The following is an 18,711-nucleotide window of genomic DNA, read 5'->3' as shown; positions in this document are numbered from 1 at the left end:
CCGGCGGCGGGCTGCCGACGTGCCCGCCGGCCTTCCGGCTGACCAGCCATCGGCATACCTCCTTCGGGCTCGGGGCGCTCTGCCTGTGCCTCGTTCGCCATCCGGCGGGCGCGCCCGGCCTTCGCGCGCGGGCTGGCGGGACGGCGGCGCGGATCGCGAGGCCGCCGGCGTCTGCGGGATGCAGCAAGGCCCCCCCCCCCGGGGGGGGGGAGGCCAGTGTCAGATGATCGGCCCGCGCAGGAAGCCCAGCGCCGGCAGCGGCGTCCATTTCCGCGGCAGGTCCGAACGCCGGATGGGCGCCACCGAATAATGCGGCACGGGCTGCTTCGCCCGCACCAGCCAATCCGCATAGGCCTTGACCTGCTGGTCCCGCCAGGCGCGATCGTCCAGCGCCTGGGCGCGCGATCGGAACACCTCCGCCACGCGGCTTCTTCGCCCCACCGTCGCCACGACGGCCCAGAGCGTGTCGTCATCCCCGGCGCGGACACTGACCAGGATCCCCACGGGCGAAAACCTTGCAAATCGGCCCCCGGCGGGTCAAGGCCCGCGACGGGTCACGCGGCCGTGCGGGAGGCGAGGCCGATCCTCTTCAGCGGGCCGAACCCGTGTACCAGCTTCACCTGCGCGACGGCGGCGTCGTGGATCGATGCCGTCGGCGTGCCGCGGTGCGTTCGCCCATCAGGCTGAACAGGCCGACATCCATGCCGTGTTTCCCTTCCTCTCTGGCCCCGATGGTCCCGCACCAGGTCGGTGGGCTCAAGGGACCCTGGCTTGCGGTACCGCGCGCGGCGCGCTGATCTGCCGTCCGGAATGCGGGGAGCGGAACGCGTGATCGTCATCGGCCGGGGCAGCGTGCAGCAGGAGGAATGCGACGTGATGGGGCACATGAACGTGCGCCACTACGTCGCACGTGTGGCGGATGCGCTCGCCTGGCTGATGCTGGAGGCGGGGCTGCCGCCTTCCCGCGGGGCGCTTTCGGTGCTCGACCAGCACATCCGCTTCCTGCGGGAGATGGCGCCGGGCACGCCCTTCACCATCCTCGGCGGCACCGTGGACCGGCGCGGCGACCGGCTGCGCTGCTTCGCCGAGATCCGCAATAGCGCCACCGGCCTGCCTTCGGCGACCGTGGTGACCGACCTCGGCCATGCCGACCCGGCCACCGGCGCGCTGCGGCCGCTGCCGGAAGGCCTGCGGTGGGAGGCGCTGCGGGTCGCGGTGCCCGACCACGCCGCGCCGCGCGGCCTGGCCTTCGCGCCGCCGCGCACCCTTCCGAACCGCGAGGAGGCGCTGGCGATGGGCCTCGCCGAGGCCTATCGCGGCGCGGTCCGCCCGGACGAATGCGACCGCGACGGCGTCATGCGCTCCGACGGTGTCATCGCCCGCGTCTGGGACGGCGTGCCGAACCTGCGCAACCGCGGCACCGGCCTCGGCGTGAAGGAGGAAGGCATCGGCGGCGCCGCGCTCGAATACCGGCTGCTGCACCTGCATCCGCTGCGGGAGGGGCAACTCGTCACCGTCACCAGCGGCCTGCGCGCGCTGGCCGAGAAGACCACGACCTGGACGCACCTGCTGCATGACGGCGAGACCGGCGCGCCGGTGGCGGCGGCGGAGGCGGTGGGCGTCGCCTTCGACCTCAAGGCACGCAAGGCCATTCCCATCCCGCCGGCGCAGCGCGCCGCGCTGGAGGCGCTGCTGATCCCCGGCCTCGGCCTGTAGCGTGGCGCCGAACCGTCGAGGGCCGCTGGCGGAGGCCGCGGCCAGCCGGTATCTCCGCATGCGACGCCCCCGCCGGAGGGGCAGGGAGGAAACAACGACATGACCTTCGCCATCGGCCGCCGCGCGGCACTCGGCCTGCTCGCCGCGGGGGCTTCGGTCCCCGCCCTGCATGCGCAGACCGTGTCGCGCCCCGCGCGCATCATCGTCGGCTTCCCGCCCGGCGGGTCCTCGGACGTGGTGGCGCGGCTCTATGCCGAAAGGCTGCGCGGCACCTACGCGCCGCAGTTGCTGGTGGACGGGCGCGTCGGTGCGGCCGGCCGCATCGCCGTCGAATACGTCAAGGGCGTGGAACCGGACGGGCTGACCTTCCTGCAGACCCCGGCCTCGATGCTGACGTTGCAGCCGCACGTCTTCCCGCGGGAGGTGCGCTACGATGCGCTGACCGACCTCATCCCGGTCTCCACCGTCTGCACCTACCCCTTCGCCTTCGCGGTGCCGAAGGACCATCCGGCGCAGACGCTTCCCGCCTGGATCGACTGGGCCAAGGCGCAGGGGCGGGAGCTGCCCTGGGCCTCGCCGGCGGCGGGCTCGGCGCCGCATTTCATGGGCATCATGCTCGGCAGGAAGGCCGGCATCACGCTGACCCACGTGCCCTTCCGCGGCGCCGCGCCGGCGGTGCAGGACCTGATCGCGGGGCGGCTTGCCTGCTTCATCGGCGTGCTGGGCGATGTCTCGACGCATCACGGACAGGGGCTGCGGCTGCTCGCCGTCTCCTCCGCCGCGCGCAATCCGCGCTTTCCGGATGTGCCGACCTTCCGCGAACTCGGCCATCCCGACTTCGACAAGGAGGAATGGTTCGGCGCCCTGCTGCCGGCCGGCACGCCCGCGCCCATCGTGGCGGGGCTGCACGGTGCCATCCGCGCGGCGGCGGCGACGCCGGAGATGGTCGCGGCCCTCGACCGGCTGGAATACGCACCGACGACGTCCGAGAGCCCCGCCGCCTTCGCGGCGCGCATACGGCAGGAACGGGAGGAGTGGGGGGCGATCGTGCGGGAGAGCGGGTTCCGGCCGGAGAATTGAGGAACGCCGGGGGGAAGGGAACGTCTCCCCCCGGCCCCCCAGCCTTCCTTGGGACCCTGGGGACTGATCGCTGCGGTCGGGCCGAGGGGGGCCTGTCCTTCCGAACTTGTCGGGCAACCGGCACCGCGCGACGCTGCCGCCATGCAGACCCCCCGCGAGATTCGCCTCAACGCCTTCGACATGGCCTGCATCGGCCACATCCAGCAGGGCATGTGGACGCATCCGCGCGACCGCGCCGTGGACTACCTCTCGCTGGACCACTGGACCGGACTCGCGCGCCTGCTGGAACGCGGCCTGTTCGACGGGCTGTTCCTGGCTGACGTGCTCGGCGTCTACGACGTGCATGGCGGCAGCCAGGACGCGGCGGTGCGGCATGGCGTGCAGATCCCGCTGCTCGACCCGATGCTGCTGGTGCCGGCGATGGCGGCGGTGACGCAGCATCTTGGCTTCGGCGTCACGGTGAACCTCGCCTGGGAACCGCCGGCGCTGCTGGCGCGGCGCTTCTCGACGCTCGACCACCTGACGCGCGGGCGCATCGGCTGGAACATCGTCACCGGCTACCTCGACAGCGCGGCACGCGCGATGGGGCTCGACCGCCAGATGGCGCATGACGACCGCTACGACATGGCGGACGAGTTCATGCAGGTCGCCTACCGGCTGTGGGAAGAATCCTGGGCCGCCGACGCCGTGAAGCGCGACCGCGACACCGGCGTCTACGCCGACCCGTCGCGCGTCGCGCGCATCCGGCACGAGGGCCGGCAATACCGGCTGGATGCGCCGCATCTTGTGGAGCCATCCCCGCAGCGCACGCCGGTGCTGTATCAGGCGGGCGCCTCGGATCGCGGCCGCGCCTTCGCCGCGCGCCACGCGGAATGCGTGTTCCTGAACGGCGGGCCGAAGCCGCATGTCGCGTCGCTGGTGGCCGACCTGCGCGCGCGGGCGGCGCCGCGCCCGATCAAGGCCTTCATGGGTGCCACGCTGATCATCGGCCGCACCGCGGCGGAAGCGCGCGACAGGCTCGAGGACTACCGCCGCCACGCGAGCGTCGAGGCCGCGCTGGTGCATGCCTCCGCCTCGCTGGGTATCGACCTGGCGCGACTCGGCATGGATGACGAGCTGCCCGCCGCGCCCTCCGAGGCCATCCGCTCCAATGTCGAGGCCCTGCGCGCCGCCGCCCCGCGCGCGACCAAGCGCGCGCTGATCGACCGCATGATCCTCGGCAGCCGTCAGCCGCCGATCCTCGGCAGCGCGGAGGAGGTCGCCGACGCCCTCATCGCCTGGGTGGACGAGGCCGACATCGACGGCTTCAACCTCTCCCGCACTGTCATCCCCGAATGCCTGGAGGATGTGGTGACGCTGCTGGTGCCGGTGTTGCAGGAGCGCGGCCGCTACAAACGCGGCTACGCGCCGGGGACCTATCGGGAGAAGCTTTTCGGCGCCGGGCCGCGGCTTGCCGCCCCGCACCCGGCGGCCGCCGTCGCCCGCTGACTTGCCGGGCCGCCGCGGCGCGCTACCTTCCCCAGCGAACCCCAGGGAATATTGAGACATGGACGGAACCCAGATGCCCGCCGCCGCGGCGCTGACGGCGCGCTACGGCGCCGGTGCCGAGCCCAAGGCCGGGCCGTGGAACGACACCATCGCGCTGCTGCTCTCGCACCGCTCGGTGCGCGGCTTCAGGACCGATGCGCCGCCCGATGGCACGCTCGAGACGCTGGTGGCCGCCGCGCAGTCGGCCGCGACCTCGTCCAACCTGCAGACCTGGTCGGTGGTTTCGGTCAACGACCCGGCGGTGCGCAGGGAGATGGCGACGATCGCCGGCAACCAGAAGCACATCGAGCAATGCCCGATCTTCCTCGTCTTTCTCGCCGACGTGTCGCGCAATGCGCGGCTCGCGGCGGCGGAGGGGACTGAGCTCGCCGGCCTGCCCTATCTCGAATCCTTCCTGGTCGCGTCGATCGACGCCGCGCTCGCCGCGCAGAACGCGGTGGTGGCGGCGGAGAGCCTCGGCCTGGCGAATGTCTATATCGGCGCGCTGCGCAACGACGTGAAGCGGGTGGCCGAACTGCTCGGCCTGCCGCCGGGCGTGGCGCCGGTCTTCGGCCTCTGCGTCGGCTACGCGCTGCCCGGCCGCGAAGGCGAGGTGAAGCCGCGCCTGCCGCAGGCGGCCGTGCTGCACCACGAGACATACGATGCCGACGACGCCGGCCACCGCGCCGCCTATGACCCGCGCCTTGCCGACTTCTCGCGCCGCAACGAGATGCTGGGCGACACCTGGACGCAGCGCGTCATCTCGCGCCTCGGCACGCTTGGCGCGCTGCGCGGCCGGGACAGGCTAAAGGACGCGCTGGTCGCCCTTGGCTTCCCGCTGCGTTAAGCAGCGTCAGCGCCTTCGCATCCTGCGGGGGCCACGGCCGGTCACGCTGCGTCCGGCGCGAGGCAAGGGCTTCGAAGGGCCTTTCGGCCGAGGGGCCCCATTCACGTTGCGGCGCAAGGTGAATGGGTTCCCATGATGGCGTGGCCCGGAGGCGCAAGGCCCCTCCGGTTCATCGCCCGGTGATGCTCTCCCGTAGCCGCGCGTCGAAATAGGCGACGGTGCGCCGCAGCCCGTCCTCTAGCGGCACCTTCGGCTCCCAGCCGAGCAGGCGCCTCGCGAGGCCGATGTCCGGGCAGCGTCGTGTCGGGTCGTCCTGCGGCAGCGGCCGCTGTTCGAGCCGCGCGCCGTCGCCGCAAAGCGCGAGGATGCGCTCCGCCAGTTCCCGCACCGTGATCTCGTGCGGATTGCCGAGGTTGACCGGCCCGGTCACCTCGTCCGGCGTCTCCATCAGCCGGATCAGCCCTTCCACCAGGTCGTCCACGAAGCAGAAGGCGCGCGTCTGCGTGCCTTCGCCGTAGATCGTCACCGGGTTTCCCTGCAGCGCCTGGACGATGAAGTTGGACACCACGCGCCCGTCGTTCGGATGCATGCGCGGCCCGTAGGTGTTGAAGATGCGCGCCACCTTGATGCGGACGTTGTGCTGGCGGCGGTAGTCGAAGAACAGCGTCTCCGCGCAGCGCTTGCCCTCGTCGTAGCAGGCGCGCGGCCCGAGCGGGTTGACGCTGCCGCGATAATCCTCGGGCTGCGGGTGCACCTCGGGGTCGCCATAGACCTCGCTGGTCGAGGCCTGCAGCACCTTGGCCTTCACCCGCTTGGCGAGGCCGAGCATGTTGATCGCCCCGCTGATCGAGGTCTTGGTCGTCTGCACCGGATCGAACTGGTAGTGCACCGGGGAAGCCGGGCAGGCCAGGTTGTAGATCTCGTCCACCTCGACATAGAGCGGGAAGCTGACGTCGTGGCGGATGGCCTCGAACTGCGGATGCGGCAACAGGTGCGCGATGTTGTCGCGCGTGCCGGTGAAGTAGTTGTCCACGCAGAGCACGGAATGCCCCTGCGCCAGCAGCCTTTCGCAAAGATGGGACCCGATGAAGCCGGCCCCGCCGGTGACCAGGACGCGCTTTCGGGAGATCATCGGCGAGGGCTCGTCATCGTTCGGGTCAAGGCGTCCTCCATGCGTGCCCGGCGGCGCGGCGCGGCCCGATGCTGCCGGTCCGCCGGGCCGCGGCAGGACACCATGGCGGATGGCACCGGACAAGGCGCCGGGGTGCCGCGTCGCCTCAGTGCGCCGCATGATGCGGACCCCATCCTTTACGCCGCCTGAAGCGGGCGAAGGATCAGCGTCCGGTCATCGGACCCGGCAATCCCATCGGCGCGTCCGGCCCGCGTGGCGGGTCGGGCGGAACCCTCATGCCGGAAGGCCGCTGTCTCGCGCACAGCCGCCACACCGGCCCTGCGCGCGATGCCGCCAGGCGCGCCTCCGGCACACCGGCCGCGAGGCGCGGCGCGTCAGCCCAGGCCTGCAGCCCGGCGCAACCGGCGGAGGGCTTCCTGCAGCCGGGGCGCGGCCACCATCGCGCCGGCTTCCGCCTGCGGGATCGGGCCGCATGGCGGCGGCAGCGCGTCGAGAACCAGCGAGACTTCCTGCAGCAGGACCTCGCGACGACCGGGCCGTGCCGGGATGACGACATCGAGGCCGCGCGCCATGGCCGCGTTGGCGTAGGGATCCCGGTCGTCTTCCGTCAGCCACCCGACGACGGGGCCGGAAAATCCCGCCGCGCGCAGCGGCACCACCCAATCCGTGCCGTCATGCGCGCGCAGCATGCGCAGGATGAGGTCGGCCTCCGGCGCGGCCTCGGGCGGTTCGGCGCGGATCTCCAGCGCGACGCCCTGCGCGGCGAGCACCGTGCGCGCTTCCTGTCGTGCGGCGAGGCTCATCGTCTCGGCGCACCACGGGTCGAGCAGCAGCAGGCGCGGCCGGCGCCCCTCCGGCGCGAGGGCGCGGCGCAGCCGCGCGCGCAGCGCCGCGTCGCGTTCGGGCGGCAGCGCCGGCGTCACCGCGCGGCCGCGGACCTTCACCTGTTCCTCGGCCAGGGCGATGCGCGCCGCGGTGCGCTGCGCGGCATGGATGCGGTACATCGCCACCGGCCAGGGCACCTGCGCGATGCGCGGTCGCAGCGCCGCCGCGCGCAACCACATCTCGTAATCGAAGACCGCCGCCAGCGAGGTGTCGAGCGCGCCGCCGATCCTCTCCCACAGCCGGCGGGTGAACAGCGCCTCCGGCTGGAGGAAGAAGGCGCCTTCCGCCCAGCGGCCGAAGATGTCGCCCATCGCGGCGACGGTGAAATCCTCCGGCCCCGCCGCGAGCGGCCGTTGCACGCCGAGGATGCGCCGCCGGCGATGCGGCAGGGAGAACCCGTGCACGATGTCGGCCTGCGGATCGCGTGCCCAGGCGGCGCCGAGACGATGCAGCGCGCCGGGTGCGAGCAGGTCGTCGGCGTTGATCCAGCCGAACAGGTCGGCGTCGCTGCCGGCGAAGCCCTTCCCGATTGCCTCGGCCGGGCCGCTGTCCTTCCCGACGATGGCGCCGTGCAGCAGCGGCCGATAGCGCGCCAGCACCTCCGCAGTGCCGTCGGTGGAGCAGGCATCGACGACCACATGCTCGACCGCCGGGTAGCCCTGGGCAGCGACGGAGAGGATCGTCTCCTCCAGCCACGGCCCCGGATTGTAGCAGGGCGTCACCAGGCGGATGCGCGGCCAGCGCGCGCCTTCGGGCAGCAGCGCGGCGAGGGCCTCGCGCGCCACCTCGGGCGGGCGGGCAAAGGGCCAGGGCAGCTCGCCGAAGCGCGGCCAGGCGGCGCCGGCCATGGCCTCGTCCCCGCAGGCGGGCAGCGGCGCGAGCAGATCCGCGGCTGCCCGCGCATCGCCGGCGGCGAGCGCGGCGAAGCCCGCATTGAAGCGCGCGGCGGGGTCTTCCGGCGCCTCGGCATGCGCCAGGGCGAAGGCGATGCCCGCGCGCCCCGGACGGCCGGTCGCGAGCAGTGCCAGGCCGGCCGCATTCGCCGCCGCCGCGTCGATGCCGGCGAGCGCCCGCGCCGCCGCCCCATCCCCCGCACCGAGCGCGGCGGCGCCGAGCCGGCGCAGCAGGTCGTCGCGACCGGCATCCTCGATGAGCCGCGCCAACTCGGCGAGCAATGCGCTCGGCATGTCCCGCGTCGCGGCGGCGGCGGCCGCGACCAGCTCCTCCAGCAGCGCCGTGTCGGCGCCCGCGTTCAGGCTGCGGCGGTAGGCGGGCAGGCCTGCTTCGAGCAGGGCACGGCGCATCGCAGGGCGCGGGCTGCCGCGCCAGGCGGCGCGCAGCATCGCGACCGCTTCCTCCACCGCGCCGCGCTGGCGCAGCGCCTCGCCCGCCATGCCGAGCAGATCGGCGAGGCGCGCATCGCCCCGGGCCGCCGCGAAGGCCGGCATGGCCACGCGCAGCGCCGTCGCCGGGCGGCGCAGCCGGGCGTGCAGCATCGCGACGCGCAGCCGCAGGACCGGATCCTCCGGCGCAGCCTCCAGAGCGGCGAGGCTCAGCGCCGCGGCCTCCGCGCCCAGCCCCGCATCCGCGGCCGCCGTTGCGGTGGCGAACAGCCCTTCGGGTGATCCCGCCGCCGACCCGCCGGGAGGGACCTGCCCGGGCAGGCGCAATGTCGTGCCGGGTGGCAGCCTCGCCATGCCGCTCCTATTCCGCCGCGCGCATCGCCGGCGCGGGCAGCACCGCGGCGAGCGAGGTGCGCACCACGATCGCCGCCGGCCCCGGCGCGGCGAGGGAAGCCGCCAGCGCCGGCATGTCGCCCGGCCCGTCGATGCGCGTCACCGGCACGCCGAAGGCGGCGCACCAGGTCGCGAAATCGGGGTTCTCCAGCGTGGTGCCGGAGACGCGGCCGGGATGCGCGCGCTCCTGGTGGATGCGGATCGAGGCATAGGCGCCGTTGTCCGACAGCAGCATCTTGAGCGGCACGCCGCGGGCGACGGCGACGGCGAATTCGCCGCCCGTCATCAGCGCCCCGCCGTCGCCGACCGCCGCGATCACCTGCCGCTCCGGATGGCGCAGCGCCGCCGCCACGCCGGCAGGCACGCCGAAGCCCATTGCGCCCGAGACCGGCGCGAGCAGCCGCTGCGGCGGCGTCCAGGGCACCTTGCGGTAGAAGGGGGCGCCGAAGGTGCCGGCATCGAGCGTGACGATCGCATCCGCCGCGGCGAGCTCGCCGATGCGGCGCGCGACCTCGGCGAAGGCGACGCCGTCCTCGTGCTCGCCGGGGCGCACGCCGGTGTCGGCGAGATGGAGCGCGCGCAGCCGGGCGTTCCACGCCTCGCGCGCGGCCGGCGCGGCCGGGGCCTCGGCGCGCAGCGCCGCGATCAGTGCGACCGCGTCGGCGGCGAGGGCCATCTCGGCGGGGAACAGCCAGCCGAGGAAGCGCGGCTCGGCGCAGACATGTACCAGCCGCTGCCCCGGCGCCGGCCAGGTCCAGCCCTGGGTGGTGATGTCGGTCAGCCGCGTGCCGAGGGCGAGGACGAGGTCGCTCTCGGCGAAGGCTGCGCGCTGCGCATCCGGGTTGCGCAACCCGAGATCGCCCGCATAGAGCGCATGCCCGTTCGGAAACAGGTCCTGCCGGCGGAAGGAGACCGCGACGGGCAGCTTCCAGGCTTCCGCGAAGGCATGCAGCTCCTCCCGCCCGCCGGGCCGGTCGAAGGCGTGGCCGGCGAGCAGGATCGGTCGTTCGGCCCCGCGCAGCATGGCTGCGAGCCGCGCGACCTCGGCCGGCGCGGGGATGGCCGGGGCGGGCAGCGTCGCGGGCGGCGCCGCGGCGGTGCAGGGTTCGGCCAGCACGTCCTCGGGCAGCGAGAGCACCACAGGGCCCGGTACGCCCTGCATCGCCATGGCGTAGGCGCGGGCGATCAGCTCCGGCACCTGGTTCGGCTCGGTCGCCTCGCCCACCCATTTGGCGATGCCGCCGAACATCCGCGCGTAGTCGATCTCCTGGAAGGCATTGCGGCGCAGGTCGCGCTTCTCCACCTGGCCGACCAGCAGGATCAGCGGCACCGCGTCCTGTTCCGCCGTGTGCACGGCGATCGAGGCGTTGCAGGCGCCGGGGCCCCGCGAGACCAGCACGACGCCCGGCCGCCCGGTCATCTTCGCGTCCGCCACCGCCATGAAGCCGGCACCGCCCTCGCTGCGGCAGGTGACGAGGTCCATCCGCGGATGGGCGTGCAGCGCATCCAGCAGCGCGATGTACGATTCGCCTGGCACGCAGAAGGCGCGGTCCACACCCTGGGCGGCGAGGAAGTCGATCAGGCGCTCGGCGGCGGTCGGCATCGGGCAAGGTTTCCTCTTTGCTTGCCCCGACCGATAGCGCGGGACCGCCCGGCGATCCATGTCGGGCGTGCCATCCGCCGCCAACCGCGATATGTGTCGGACAGAAGCATGGCGCGGGCCGGCCGTCCGGGACGGCGCGCAGCCATGACGCAGGGAGATGTCCATTGATGCCGACTCGCCGCTCGACCCTTGCCCTCGCACTTGCCGGGGGCATCGCCCCCTCGCTTGCGCGCGGGCAATCAGCGCCTGCCTGGCGGCCGACGCGACCCATCCGCCTGATCGTCCCCTTCGCGCCGAGCGGCTCGAACGACATCGTCGGCCGGATCCTCGCGGAATCGGTCGGCGCCGCGCTCGGCCAGCCGGTCGTGGTGGAGAACCGCGCCGGCGCCGGCAGCGTCATCGGCGCCGAACACGCCGCGCGCTCTCCGGCAGACGGCTACACGGTGCTGATCAACAGCGCCCAGGCCGCGGTGCCCGCGATCGTCGCGCGCCTGCCCTACGACACCATCCGCGACTTCGTCGGCATCGCGGTGGCCGGCTTCTCGCCGCATGTGCTGGTGGTCAGCAACAGCCTGCCGGCGCGCACGGCGGGCGAACTCGTCGCCCTGCTGCGCGCCAATCCCGGCCGCTACAACTTCGCCTCGGCCGGGATCGGCAGCGGCGTGCATGTCGCGGGCGAGCTCTTCCGCAGCACCAGCAACTTCCAGGCCGAGATGGTCCACTACCGCGGCGGCGGGCCTGCCGTCGCCGCGCTGGTCAGCGGCGAGGCGCAGTTCGGCACGCCGACCATGGCTTCCTCGATCGGGCAGATCCGCGGCGGTGGCATCCGCGCGCTCGCCGTCGCGGCCGCCGAGCGCAGCCCGGCCCTGCCCGACGTGCCGAGCGCGCCGGAGGCCGGGGTGCCCGGCCTGATCTTCGAGGAGTTCTTCCCCATCCTCGCCCCCGCCGGCACGCCGCCCGCCGCGGTCGCTGCACTCGGCGCCGCCTTCCAGACCGCGATCCGGCAGAACGCCGACAAGCTCGGCGAACTGGCCGGCGTCCGGCCGCGGGCGGGCTATGAAACCCCGGAGCAGGTGATGGCCCTCGTTCAGTCGGGGATTCAGCAATACACCTCGATCCTGCGCGCGGCCGGCGTGCAGCCCGAATAGCCGGCAGGCCGCGACGGCATGGCGTGGCAGCCCCGCCGAGGGGCGCCACCCGCACCGGCGCGACCCGGCCGCGGGCCGGGGAACGGCCAGACACGACAGGGAGGAAACAACATCATGACCATGACCCGGCGCCCGCTGCTGCTTGCCGGCCTTTTCGCGCCCGCCATCGCCCGCGCCCAGCCCGCCTGGCGCCCCGACCGACCGGTGCGCGGCGTCGTCCCCTTCGCCCCCGGCGGCTCCACCGATGTCGTCGCGCGGGTGCTGTCCGACACCGTCGGCACGCTGCTCGGCCAGCCGCTGGTCATCGAGAACCGCGCCGGCGGCGCGGCGGGGCTGATCGGTTCGGAATCGGTCGCCAAGGCCGCGCCCGACGGGCACACCGTGCTGATCCACTCCAACGCCCATGTCATCGCGCCGAGCCTCGTCTCGCGCATGCCCTTCGACCCGATCGCCGACTTCGCGGCGGTGGCCCATCTCGGCCGCATCCCGCAGGTGCTGGTGGTCAACAAGAACCTGCCGGTCACCGACATGGCCTCGCTGCTGGTCTGGCTGCGTGCCAATTCCGGGCGGATCAACTTCGCCTCGGCCGGCATCGGCAGCGCCAACCACCTGGGCAGCGAGGTGTTCCGCGCCGCCGTGCCGGGCGTCGAGATGCAGATGGTGCAATACCGCGGCGGCGGCCCGGCCATGGCGGCGGTCATCTCCGGCGATGCGCACATGGCGGTGGACCCCGTCGCCTCCGCGGTCAGCCACATCCGCGGCGGCAGCGTCCGCGCCATCGCGGTGGCCGGCCCGACGCGGGCGGGAATCCTGCCCGACGTGCCCTCCGCCAGCGAGGCCGGGCTGCCGGCCTGGACAGCGGCCGCCTGGTTCGCGGCCTTCGCGCCCGTGCGCACGCCGGCGCCGGCGATCGCGGCGCTGAATGCGGCCTTCAACACGGCGATGGAGCGGCTCGCGCCGCGGCTCGGCGAGCTCGGGGTGGAGCGCCAGCCGCAATACGCGACGCCGGAGGCGCTGATGGCCTTCGTCAGGGAGGACATGGTCCGCAGCGCCGCCGTCCTGCGGGCGGCGGGGGTGCAGCCGGAGTGAAGGGCGGGGGAGGGGAACCTCCCCCGCATCCCCCTTCCTTCTCTGGCAGGGCGCATCGCCGGTGGCGATGCGCGGCGCGTTATGCCGACGGCACGAGTCTGTGACTCGTGCCGAGGCCGCGAATGTGGCCCGCCGGTGGTCCGGCGAAGCCAAGCGAACCGGCGGTTTGCGCCCGGCGTCTGAGGGCACGAAAAGGCGGATACCAGCGGTCGCGAATAGCGGCCGCTGGCATTATGCCGGGACGATGCCGCGACGCTCGTCGCGGCGGCGGAGCAGATGGACGAAGGGGAGGGCCAACAGCACCATCCAGGCCTTGCCGATCACCTGGCCGGGCAGGTAGTCCAGGCTGCCGAAGGCGAGCCAGAGGAAGACCACGCTGTCCACCACCAGGCCGACGGCGCCGCTCGCCGCCACCGCCAGGACCAGGCCGCGCTTCTGCAGCGGGGTGTAGACGCCGAGGTCGGCCATCTCGCTCAGCAGGAAGGCGACGGCGGAGGCCACCACCAGCGCCGGCGGCGCCAGCAGCGCCGAGAGCGCGGCACCGGCCAGCACCGCACCCGCCGCCCAGCCGACGCCGAGCCGCCGCTGCACCAGGTCCCGCAGCACCAGCGCGAGGCCGATCATCAGCACGCCGGAAGGCGCCATCACCCCCGGCGCCACCGGCACCAGGCAGGGACCAAGCGGCACGCAGACCGTGCCGGCATTGCCGATCAGCCAGTTCGCCGCGGGAATGCAAAGGCCGAAGCCGATCAGCGCGAGCACGCCCTCGGCGCGCGGGGTGAGCGAGGTCATAGTCTCTCCGAAACGTACTCGGTCCAGCCCCTGGCGCGCAGTTCGCAGGCGGGGCAGGTGCCGCAGCCGTAACCCCAGGGGTGGCGGGTGGATCGCTCGCCGAGATAGCAGGAATGGGTGTGTTCCACCAAGGCCGCGACCAGTTCCTGCCCGCCGAGGGATTCCGCCAGCCGCCAGGTGTCGCCCTTGGTCAGCCACATCAGCGGCGTCTCGAGCACGAAGCGCCGCTCCATGCCGAGGTTCAGCGCGACCTGCAGCGCCTTGATGGTGTCGTCGCGGCAATCCGGGTAGCCGGAGTAGTCGGTCTCGCACATGCCGCCGACGATGCGCTTCAGGCCGCGGCGATAGGCCAGCGCGGCGGCGAAGGTGAGGAAGACGATGTTGCGGCCGGGGACGAAGGTGGTCGGCAGGCCCTCGGCGCCCATGGCGATCTCGGTGTCGCGGGTCAGCGCGGTGTCCGACACCTCGCCCAGCGCATCGAGGCGCAGCGTGTGGTCGGGGCCGAGCCGCCCCGCCCAGTCCGGATTCAGCACCGGGATGGCGGCGCGGAAGGCCGCGCGGCAGTCGAGCTCCACCCGGTGCCGCTGGCCGTAGTCGAAGCCGAGCGTCTCCACATGGGCGAAGCGGTCCAGCGCCCAGGCGAGGCAGGTGGCGGAATCCTGGCCGCCGCTGAACAGGACCAGTGCTGCGTCGTCCCTCATGGCTTCTCCTCGAGCCGCTCCGCCGCCCAGCGCGCGGCGTCCGCCACCACGGGGTCGGGATCCTCCGTCAGCGCCTGCGCTGCCGGCCGCAGCGAAGCCTCGCCCGAATTGCCGATTGCGACCAGCACGTTGCGCACGAAGCGGTCGCGCCCGATGCGCTTGACCGGGCTGCCGGAGAACAGCGCGCGGAAGGCGGCGTCATCCAGCGCGGCAAGCTCCGCGAGGCGCGGGGCGGTCAGCGCCTCCCGCGGGGCGAAGGCGGGTTCGCTGTGCGCATGCGCGAACTTGTTCCACGGGCAGACGGCGAGGCAGTCGTCGCAGCCATAGATGCGGTTGCCCATCATCGGGCGGAGCCCGGGGTCGATCGGGCCGCGGTGCTCGATCGTCAGGTAGGAGATGCAGCGCCGCGCATCGAGCCGGTAGGGCGCGGGGAAGGCGCGGGTCGGGCAGATATCGAGGCAGGCGCGGCAGGAGCCGCAATGGTCGGCCTCCGCCGCATCGGCGCCGAGGTCGAGCGTCGTGTAGATCTCGCCGAGGAACAGCCAGGACCCGTGCGCGCGGGAGACCAGGTTGGTGTGCTTGCCCTGCCAGCCGAGGCCGGCCTGCTGCGCCAGCGGCTTTTCCATCACCGGCGCGGTGTCGACGAAGACCTTGAGCGGGCTGCCCGGCCAGCGTTCCGCCATCCAGCGGCCGAGCGCCTTGAGCCGCTTCTTCACCAGGTCGTGGTAGTCGCGGTTGCGGGCATAGGCGCTGATGGTGGCGCGGTCGCGTTGCGCGAGCGTCGCCAGCGGATCGCCCTCCGGCGCGTAGTTGATGCCGAGGGCGACCACCGACACCGCCTCGGGCCACAGCGCCCGCGGATGGGCACGCTGCTCCGCGCGGTCCTCCATCCAGCCCATCTCGCCATGCATTCCGGCGGCGAGGAATTCCATCAGCCGCGCACGTACCTCCGGCGCAAGATGCGCGCGCGCGAAGCCCACGGCGTCGAAGCCGAGGTCGATGGCCTTGCTGCGGATCTCGGCGCGCATCTCCATGGGGGCGGCAGGCTCTTAGCGCAGAAGCCGGGGGAGGGAACGCCCGTCGCCGGGGCCGGCGGAGGCCGCTTGCCACCATCGGGCCGCAACGTATTCTTCGCAAATGGGAATTGTGCGCGAGCCGAACCTGGACCTTGGCGTCCCCACTGTCCACCGTTCCTTCCCGCAGCACCTCGTGCGGCGGCTGTGGCAGATCGCGGCGACCTTCCAGAGCGAGGTGCTGGCACCTCATGACGTCGTCTCGTGGCAGGTCGCGCTGCTGACGCAGATCCACGAGACGCCGGGGAAGGACCGCAACTGGCTCGCATCGGCGATCGGGATCGATGCCACCTCGGCGGGCCAGGCGCTGGCCGCCTTCGAGGCGCGGGGCCTGGTGGCGAGGGCCACCAATCCCAGGGACCGTCGCTGCAATGCCTTCACCCTGACGCCGGCAGGGGAGGCGTTGCGCATCGAGGTCGTTGGCCTGACGAGCGGCGTCGCCAGGCGGATGCTGTCCCCGCTGACCGAGGTGGAGGGCGAGACGCTGCTGCGTCTGCTCGCCCGCCTGGTCGATGCCCATGAGGTCCATGCCCGCCCGGGTGCCGGCCGCCGGGCGCCGCGCCGCGCCCGGAAGGCGGCCGCCCCCCTGCCTGCCGGCGTGGCGCCCGAAGCAGGCGACAGGCCTTCACCCCCCCGATCGGCATAGGCGAACTCCCGGTTTCCAGAGGCCTTTCGGCCTTTGGCGGGGGGTGGAGGGGGGCGGCGCCCCCCTCCCTCGCGTCACCCGCGCCCGCGATACGGCTGCACGTCCTGCGCCGGTATCCACACCCCTTCCGGCGGTGCTCCGGACTGCCAGAACACGTCGATCGGAATCCCGCCGCGCGGATACCAATACCCGCCGATGCGCAGCCACACCGGCGCCAGCAGGTCCACGAGCCGCCGTGCGATGTCGAGCGTGCAGGCCTCGTGGAAGGCGCCGTGGTTGCGGAAGGAGGCGAGGTACTGCTTGAGCGACTTGCTCTCGACGATCCATTCGCCGGGCACGTAGTCGATGATCAGGTGCGCGAAGTCCGGCTGGCCGGTCAGCGGACAGAGCGAGGTGAATTCCGGCGCGGTGAAGCGCACGCAATAGCGCAGATCCTTGTGCGGCGCGGGCACGCGTTCCAGCACGGCGTCCCTGGGGCTCGCGGGCAGCGGGGTGGTGCGGCCGAGCTGCGTCAGGCCGTGGTATTCGTGGTCGGGTCCGCCGCTCATGCCGTGATCTCCTCGCCTGCGCGCCAGCCGGCCTCGATGCGCGCGGCGGTTTCCTCGAAGCGACCTTCCAGGATGGCCTGGCGCAGCTCGGCCATCAGGTCCTGGTAGTACTGGATGTTGTGCCAGGTCAGCAGCATCGGCCCGAGCATCTCCCCCGCCTTGAACAGGTGATGGAGATAGGCGCGGGAGTGCCGCCGGCAGGCCGGGCACGAACAGTCGGGGTCGAGCGGCCCGTCATCCTCGGCATGGCGCGCATTGCGGATGTTGAGCACGCCGCGCCGCGTATAGGCCCGGCCGGTGCGGCCCGAGCGCGTCGGCATGACGCAGTCGAACATGTCGATGCCGCGCCGCACCGCGCCGACCAGGTCTGACGGCGTGCCCACGCCCATCAGGTAGCGCGCGCTTTCCGCCGGCAGCAGCGGCACGGTGCTGTCGAGGACGGAGAACATCATCTCCTGCCCCTCGCCGACCGCGAGGCCGCCGACGGCATAGCCCTCGAAGCCGATGCGCGTCAGCGCCTCCACGCTTTCGGCGCGCAGATCGGCATAGGTGCTGCCCTGCACGATGCCGAACAGCCCGTGGCCCTCCCGTTCGACGAAGGCGTCGCGGCAGCGCGCCGCCCAGCGCATGGACAGGCGCATGGAGTCCGCCGCCTGCTTCCCGGTGGCCGGGAAGGGCGTGCATTCGTCGAGGCACATGGTGACGTCGGCGCCGAGCAGGCGCTGGATCTCGACGCTGCGTTCCGGCGTCAGCCGGTGCTTCGAGCCGTCGACATGGCTCTGGAAGGTCACGCCCTGCTCGTCCATCTTCCTCAGGCCGGACAGGGACATCACCTGGAACCCGCCGGAATCCGTCAGGATCGGGCCGTGCCAGTCCATCATCCGGTGCAGCCCGCCGAGCCGCGCGACGCGCTCCGCCCCCGGCCGCAGCATCAGGTGGTAGGTGTTGCCGAGCACCATCCGCGCGCCGGTCGCGCGCACCGCGTCGGCGGTCATCGCCTTCACCGTGCCGGCCGTGCCGACCGGCATGAAGACCGGCGTCGGCACCTCGCCATGCGCCGTGTGCAGCATGCCGGCGCGCGCCGCGCCGTCGGTCGCGAGCCGTTTCCAGTGCAGCGTCATGCCGCGCGCTCCAGCAGCGAGGCATCGCCGTAGGAGTAGAAGCGGTAGCCCCGCGCCACCGCATGCGCATAGGCGGCCTTCATCCGCGCGGTGCCGGCGAAGGCGCAGACCAGCATGAACAGCGTGCTCTTCGGCAGGTGGAAGTTGGTCATCAGCAGGTCGGCGGTCCGGAAGCGGTGGCCGGGCAACAGGAACAGGTCGGTCAGCCCGCGGAAGGGACGGATGGTGCCGTCCTCGTCCGCGGCGCTTTCCAGCAGGCGGAGCGCGGTGGTGCCGATCGCCACCACCCGCCCGCCGGCAGCGCGCGCGGCGGCGATGGTGGCGGCGGCTTCCTCCGTCACCTCGCCCCATTCGGCGTGGAGGCGGTGCGCGCGGGGATCGTCGCCGCGCAGGGGCAGGAATGTTCCGGCACCGACATGCAGCGTGACGGTCGCCCGCGCCACGCCGCGGGCGGATATGGCGTCGAGCAGGGCCGGCGTGAAGTGCAGGCTGGCGGTCGGCGCCGCGACGGCGCCCGGGCGCGCGGCGAAGATGGCCTGGTAGTCGGCGGCATCTTCCGGGCGCGGACCTTCCGGGCGGGCGATGTAAGGCGGCAGCGGGATCTCGCCGGCCTGCTCCAGCGCGGCGGCGAGCGCCGCCGGATCGGGGCCGAAATCGAGCAGCGCCGCGCCGCCCTCCGGGGCGCCCAGGACCTTCGCGGTACAGGATTCCGCGCCCTCGATAGCGATGACGTCGCCGTCGCGCAGGCGCCGGGCGTTGCGGATCAGCGCGTGCCAGACGCCGCCGCCCTCGGCGCGGTTCAGCATGACCTCGATCCGCGCCGCACCGCGCCGGGCATGCAGCCGGGCCGGGATGACCCTGGTGTCGTTCACCACCATGACATCGCCGGGGCGGAGCAGCCCAGGCAGGTCCCGCACCCCTGCATCGGTCAGCCCGCCCGGCCGCACCACCAGCATGCGCGCGGCGTCGCGCGGCCGGGCAGGGGCCTGGGCGATCAGGGCCTCGGGCAGGTCGAAGTCGAAATCGGCGGTGCGCAGGGGGGTGGTCACGCGCGGGCGGTAGCCCGC

Annotated in this window: 17 protein-coding genes; 7 read left to right on the top strand and 10 right to left on the bottom strand. The window is 73.2% G+C overall.

Annotation, left to right across the window (positions count from 1 at the left end; all coding sequences use genetic code 11):
* Window positions 1-219: 219 nt before the first annotated feature.
* Window positions 220-504: a hypothetical protein gene (locus GXW74_RS18045; RefSeq protein ID WP_211847927.1), complete on the bottom strand. Its 285-nt coding sequence runs from the start codon at window positions 502-504 to the stop codon at window positions 220-222.
* A gap of 324 nt (window positions 505-828) precedes the next feature.
* Here GXW74_RS18045 and GXW74_RS18040 point away from each other — a divergent pair, with 324 nt between their 5' ends.
* From GXW74_RS18040 to GXW74_RS18025, 4 genes are all read left to right on the top strand, one after another.
* Complete coding sequence (locus GXW74_RS18040; RefSeq protein WP_211847926.1) at window positions 829-1,716, top strand: thioesterase family protein; 888 nt, start codon at window positions 829-831, stop codon at window positions 1,714-1,716.
* A gap of 99 nt (window positions 1,717-1,815) precedes the next feature.
* Complete coding sequence (locus GXW74_RS18035) at window positions 1,816-2,796, top strand: Bug family tripartite tricarboxylate transporter substrate binding protein (protein ID WP_211847925.1); 981 nt, start codon at window positions 1,816-1,818, stop codon at window positions 2,794-2,796.
* A 141-nt stretch (window positions 2,797-2,937) separates the two neighbouring features.
* Complete coding sequence (locus GXW74_RS18030) at window positions 2,938-4,284, top strand: LLM class flavin-dependent oxidoreductase (RefSeq protein WP_211847924.1); 1,347 nt, start codon at window positions 2,938-2,940, stop codon at window positions 4,282-4,284.
* Window positions 4,285-4,342: 58 nt separating this feature from the next.
* On the top strand, window positions 4,343-5,170 hold the full coding sequence (locus GXW74_RS18025; protein ID WP_246523597.1) for an NADPH-dependent oxidoreductase: 828 nt from the start codon (window positions 4,343-4,345) through the stop codon (window positions 5,168-5,170).
* A gap of 169 nt (window positions 5,171-5,339) precedes the next feature.
* Here GXW74_RS18025 and GXW74_RS18020 read toward each other — a convergent pair whose 3' ends face one another.
* The 3 genes from GXW74_RS18020 to GXW74_RS18010 form a co-directional block, all read right to left on the bottom strand.
* Window positions 5,340-6,302, bottom strand: coding sequence for a UDP-glucuronic acid decarboxylase family protein (locus GXW74_RS18020; RefSeq protein ID WP_211847923.1), 963 nt, complete (start codon window positions 6,300-6,302; stop codon window positions 5,340-5,342).
* Between the two features lie 374 nt (window positions 6,303-6,676).
* The gene (locus GXW74_RS18015; protein WP_211847922.1) at window positions 6,677-8,884 is read right to left on the bottom strand and encodes a glycosyltransferase; all 2,208 of its coding nucleotides are present in this window, start codon (window positions 8,882-8,884) and stop codon (window positions 6,677-6,679) included.
* Window positions 8,885-8,891: 7 nt separating this feature from the next.
* On the bottom strand, window positions 8,892-10,526 hold the full coding sequence (locus GXW74_RS18010; protein ID WP_211847921.1) for a thiamine pyrophosphate-binding protein: 1,635 nt from the start codon (window positions 10,524-10,526) through the stop codon (window positions 8,892-8,894).
* Between the two features lie 167 nt (window positions 10,527-10,693).
* Between GXW74_RS18010 and GXW74_RS18005 the strand changes: the two genes are divergently transcribed.
* On the top strand, window positions 10,694-11,674 hold the full coding sequence (locus GXW74_RS18005; RefSeq protein WP_211847920.1) for a Bug family tripartite tricarboxylate transporter substrate binding protein: 981 nt from the start codon (window positions 10,694-10,696) through the stop codon (window positions 11,672-11,674).
* Window positions 11,675-11,788: 114 nt separating this feature from the next.
* The gene (locus GXW74_RS18000) at window positions 11,789-12,763 is read left to right on the top strand and encodes a Bug family tripartite tricarboxylate transporter substrate binding protein (RefSeq protein WP_211847919.1); all 975 of its coding nucleotides are present in this window, start codon (window positions 11,789-11,791) and stop codon (window positions 12,761-12,763) included.
* A 231-nt stretch (window positions 12,764-12,994) separates the two neighbouring features.
* Here GXW74_RS18000 and GXW74_RS17995 read toward each other — a convergent pair whose 3' ends face one another.
* From GXW74_RS17995 to queG, 3 genes are read right to left on the bottom strand one after another with little or no spacing between them, the layout of a single operon-like run.
* Window positions 12,995-13,555, bottom strand: coding sequence for a VUT family protein (locus tag GXW74_RS17995; protein WP_211847918.1), 561 nt, complete (start codon window positions 13,553-13,555; stop codon window positions 12,995-12,997).
* Window positions 13,552-14,256: a 7-cyano-7-deazaguanine synthase QueC gene (queC, locus tag GXW74_RS17990; RefSeq protein ID WP_211847917.1), complete on the bottom strand. Its 705-nt coding sequence runs from the start codon at window positions 14,254-14,256 to the stop codon at window positions 13,552-13,554. The genes GXW74_RS17995 and queC overlap by 4 nt, the downstream gene beginning before the upstream one ends.
* The gene (queG, locus tag GXW74_RS17985; protein WP_211847916.1) at window positions 14,253-15,290 is read right to left on the bottom strand and encodes a tRNA epoxyqueuosine(34) reductase QueG; all 1,038 of its coding nucleotides are present in this window, start codon (window positions 15,288-15,290) and stop codon (window positions 14,253-14,255) included. The genes queC and queG overlap by 4 nt, the downstream gene beginning before the upstream one ends.
* A 112-nt stretch (window positions 15,291-15,402) precedes the next feature.
* Between queG and GXW74_RS17980 the strand changes: the two genes are divergently transcribed.
* Complete coding sequence (locus GXW74_RS17980; protein ID WP_211847915.1) at window positions 15,403-15,975, top strand: MarR family winged helix-turn-helix transcriptional regulator; 573 nt, start codon at window positions 15,403-15,405, stop codon at window positions 15,973-15,975.
* 74 nt (window positions 15,976-16,049) lie between these two features.
* Here the strand turns inward: GXW74_RS17980 and queF are convergent, their stop codons facing one another.
* Genes queF through queA form a run of 3 tightly spaced genes read right to left on the bottom strand, consistent with a single transcriptional unit; the run spans window position 16,050 to window position 18,681 of the window.
* Complete coding sequence (gene queF / locus GXW74_RS17975; protein ID WP_211847914.1) at window positions 16,050-16,523, bottom strand: preQ(1) synthase; 474 nt, start codon at window positions 16,521-16,523, stop codon at window positions 16,050-16,052.
* Window positions 16,520-17,644 (bottom strand): tRNA guanosine(34) transglycosylase Tgt, encoded by a 1,125-nt coding sequence (gene tgt, locus GXW74_RS17970; protein WP_211847913.1) that lies wholly within the window; start codon window positions 17,642-17,644, stop codon window positions 16,520-16,522. Before tgt ends, queF begins: the two co-directional genes overlap by 4 nt.
* Window positions 17,641-18,681 carry a tRNA preQ1(34) S-adenosylmethionine ribosyltransferase-isomerase QueA gene (gene queA, locus GXW74_RS17965; RefSeq protein WP_211847945.1) on the bottom strand — a complete coding sequence of 347 codons (1,041 nt, stop codon included), beginning with the start codon at window positions 18,679-18,681 and terminating at the stop codon, window positions 17,641-17,643. Before queA ends, tgt begins: the two co-directional genes overlap by 4 nt.
* Between the last annotated feature and the right edge of the window lie 30 nt (window positions 18,682-18,711).

Origin of the sequence: Neoroseomonas eburnea (genome assembly GCF_018129005.1) — a bacterium.
GTDB classification, from domain to species: domain Bacteria; phylum Pseudomonadota; class Alphaproteobacteria; order Acetobacterales; family Acetobacteraceae; genus Neoroseomonas; species Neoroseomonas eburnea.
This window is presented reverse-complemented; position numbering and strand designations above follow the sequence as displayed.

Coding starts and splice junctions, on each gene's coding strand:
- GXW74_RS18035 (WP_211847925.1), top strand. CDS start 1,816: ATGACCTTCGCCATCGGCCGCCGCGCGGCACTCGGCCTGCTCGCCGCG.
- GXW74_RS18030 (WP_211847924.1), top strand. CDS start 2,938: ATGCAGACCCCCCGCGAGATTCGCCTCAACGCCTTCGACATGGCCTGC.
- GXW74_RS18025 (WP_246523597.1), top strand. CDS start 4,343: ATGGACGGAACCCAGATGCCCGCCGCCGCGGCGCTGACGGCGCGCTAC.
- GXW74_RS18020 (WP_211847923.1), bottom strand. CDS start 6,302: ATGATCTCCCGAAAGCGCGTCCTGGTCACCGGCGGGGCCGGCTTCATC.
- GXW74_RS18015 (WP_211847922.1), bottom strand. CDS start 8,884: ATGGCGAGGCTGCCACCCGGCACGACATTGCGCCTGCCCGGGCAGGTC.
- GXW74_RS18010 (WP_211847921.1), bottom strand. CDS start 10,526: ATGCCGACCGCCGCCGAGCGCCTGATCGACTTCCTCGCCGCCCAGGGT.
- GXW74_RS18005 (WP_211847920.1), top strand. CDS start 10,694: ATGCCGACTCGCCGCTCGACCCTTGCCCTCGCACTTGCCGGGGGCATC.
- GXW74_RS18000 (WP_211847919.1), top strand. CDS start 11,789: ATGACCATGACCCGGCGCCCGCTGCTGCTTGCCGGCCTTTTCGCGCCC.
- GXW74_RS17995 (WP_211847918.1), bottom strand. CDS start 13,555: ATGACCTCGCTCACCCCGCGCGCCGAGGGCGTGCTCGCGCTGATCGGC.
- queC (WP_211847917.1), bottom strand. CDS start 14,256: ATGAGGGACGACGCAGCACTGGTCCTGTTCAGCGGCGGCCAGGATTCC.
- queG (WP_211847916.1), bottom strand. CDS start 15,290: ATGGAGATGCGCGCCGAGATCCGCAGCAAGGCCATCGACCTCGGCTTC.
- queF (WP_211847914.1), bottom strand. CDS start 16,523: ATGAGCGGCGGACCCGACCACGAATACCACGGCCTGACGCAGCTCGGC.
- tgt (WP_211847913.1), bottom strand. CDS start 17,644: ATGACGCTGCACTGGAAACGGCTCGCGACCGACGGCGCGGCGCGCGCC.